This is a genomic window from Microcoleus sp. Pol1C5, assembly GCF_036701115.1.
Classification (GTDB): domain Bacteria; phylum Cyanobacteriota; class Cyanobacteriia; order Cyanobacteriales; family Microcoleaceae; genus Microcoleus.
This window is the reverse complement of sequence record NZ_JAUBQE010000136.1, coordinates 1-2,256: the sequence shown is the minus strand read 5'-3', so window position 1 is coordinate 2,256 and position 2,256 is coordinate 1. Positions and strand designations below refer to the sequence as shown.

Here is a 2,256-nt window from a genome sequence, read left to right as displayed (position 1 = left end):
CAAATGCTAGAACGCGCTCGCAAACTTTCTCTGTAATCCTGTAAGAGGGAAGGTTTTGCTCAGCGACACAAAGTTGTCTCGCTGTTATTTAATTAGGCACTGTACAGCCGTCTCAAAGAGCCAGGGAGAAATAGAAGAAGACATAGTAAGTTTTGGATTGGTTTATATGGCGAAAATTGGTTGATTGTCTTGGACTCCTGTCAGGAGTGGGTAGAGTCCATGATGAGTTTATTTCCTAAGGGGCGAGCATTTTATCAGAGGGAATTAAGAGCTATAAAGCTGATGGAGCAACCTCTTTAGACTCGTTGTCGCCCCCTGAAGTAAAGAACTCCAGAAAGAGGTGGCAAAGTTTCAAACAAAGATATGGCACTGGCAGATGTCACCCAAGAACGATTGGCTAGATCAAACCCGATAACAATTGCACTAAGCTGTTCATCATTTAAATTTTCGAGGCTATCTAAGCCAATAAAGGGTTTCAACCTCTGAAACACGCATTTTAAATGCACAACAGCTTAGCCATCAAACCTTGTAAAACTGCACGACGTGAAGTGTTGTTTTTCATTACTGCTTAGAGGTTAGTTAGCGCGCGCTATCTGCAATCTGCTTCAAGGTTTCAATTTGTTTCGCGCGAGCGGAGTGTTCTTTTGGCGACAATTCTGAAGTGGTTTTTGGTGCTTCCGACACAGCCAAATCTTTTAACAAAGTTGAACCTATTTCTCCCAGTTTCGACTCTTGGGCGAGTTTGAGCGCTTCATCTAGCGCGTTGTACCATAAACCTGCCTCAGCATAGATATTAGCTTTCTCAACGCTATTTACTGCTTTGTTGAGTTTACTTTGCACGGCAGCAGGCATTGCTACAACCTCAATAGTTGCCTCGCTTACTAGATCGCCTGATGGGTTATCTGGGTCGCAATTGATAACAACTTGCCAAAGATATTGTTTCTCCTGTTGCAGTCCTTGTTCGTTATTCGAGAACGGAGATAATTTCATAATTCCCGGTGAACTCTGCAAGGATATCTCGCGAACTTGTTGGGGTTTAGCACCTGGAACCCACTCGTAAATCGTGAATTTTATTGGCTTGGAGGCGGAATCATCAGGCACAAACCAAGCGAACGTAGGGTATCGAGAAATCGTTCGTCCTATGTAGTTCACAGGGGCGAGAACGGTTAGTGGCATATCTCCTCCAGAACACCCTCTAGTCGTTCCTCCATCCGATTTTCTTTCTCGAGGGGGAGGCTTTTGATTGCCAGGTGCATAACCCGCCAGAACTGCCGGAGTTACAATCAGCGCTAAACTCAAGGCACAACTGGTGAGTATTTTGATGTTGATGCGTTTGTTAAAGAACCATTGGATTGACATCATAACTTAGCCCTTTTTCCTTTTTTAATTATTTAATAGCTAATTTAGTTTTTTGTCCTAACTGATTGTTAACTATGGTAACATCAAATTCCCGATGCCTTAATTGATTAGGAAGTTCTTCAACTTCTAAATCATAGTTACCTAATCTCACAATATTCATGGCTTGTTTGATTTTGTGCGTTGTTTCTCATACCTTAGATCCTCTATTGGGGTATTGTGTCCATTGCTAAAGTAACCAACCAGTTGGTCAACCCTTTTTGTTTTTCTCCTTGTTTTTTAGGGCGTCTGTGTGAGGATTAGTCCTATAATAAATAAATAGATTAGATCCAACTAGAGTAGCTTGTGCCAAGTTAATTGCTTGAGTTTGTATTTCCTGTCGCTCTTTAAGGTAGTTATAATTGCACAACTCGGCAATCTTATTGGCCCTCCGTATTAATCTAATTTTCGGGTAAGTCGGTGAGGCTGTTTTGGATATAGCAATTCTCGTTTAAGTGAGGTTCACAATAACGAGGGGTCTAGCTCCTGCCTTTCAAAATCTTGGTTGTGAAGTTACGTTTTATACTAGCAAAATTCCAGTTTGTCCCCGTAATGGGCCAAGTTAACTCACACAAAGTCCCTTTCTCTCCAATACAGGTTCGCTTAAATTTTCCTTTTAATTTTTTGGCGAGATTTAGACACTGCTTTGTTCCTCGACCTTCATAGGAAGAACAAATGCTAGATCCATTATCTTTAATACTTAGGGTGTACCAACCTTTGTTTTGCTTGCCAATAGCACTGAGACGGGTCAAATTTTTAGCGTGTTTTCCCACATTGCACAGTGCTTCTTCCAGAAATTGGCAGAGTTCTCGCTTTTGTTCCAGGCTTAAGTATTGCTCTTCAATTGGCTCGAACGAATAA

1 protein-coding gene and 1 pseudogene are annotated in these 2,256 nt (G+C 41.6%); both read right to left on the bottom strand.

The window, feature by feature from the left end; translation table 11 throughout:
• Nucleotides 1-579: 579 nt before the first annotated feature.
• Nucleotides 580-1,362: a DUF928 domain-containing protein gene (locus tag QUA23_RS30800; RefSeq protein WP_333079204.1), complete on the bottom strand. Its 783-nt coding sequence runs from the start codon at nucleotides 1,360-1,362 to the stop codon at nucleotides 580-582.
• Between the two features lie 512 nt (nucleotides 1,363-1,874).
• Nucleotides 1,875-2,256 (bottom strand): annotated as a pseudogene (locus QUA23_RS30795) (hypothetical protein); the annotation flags it as partial.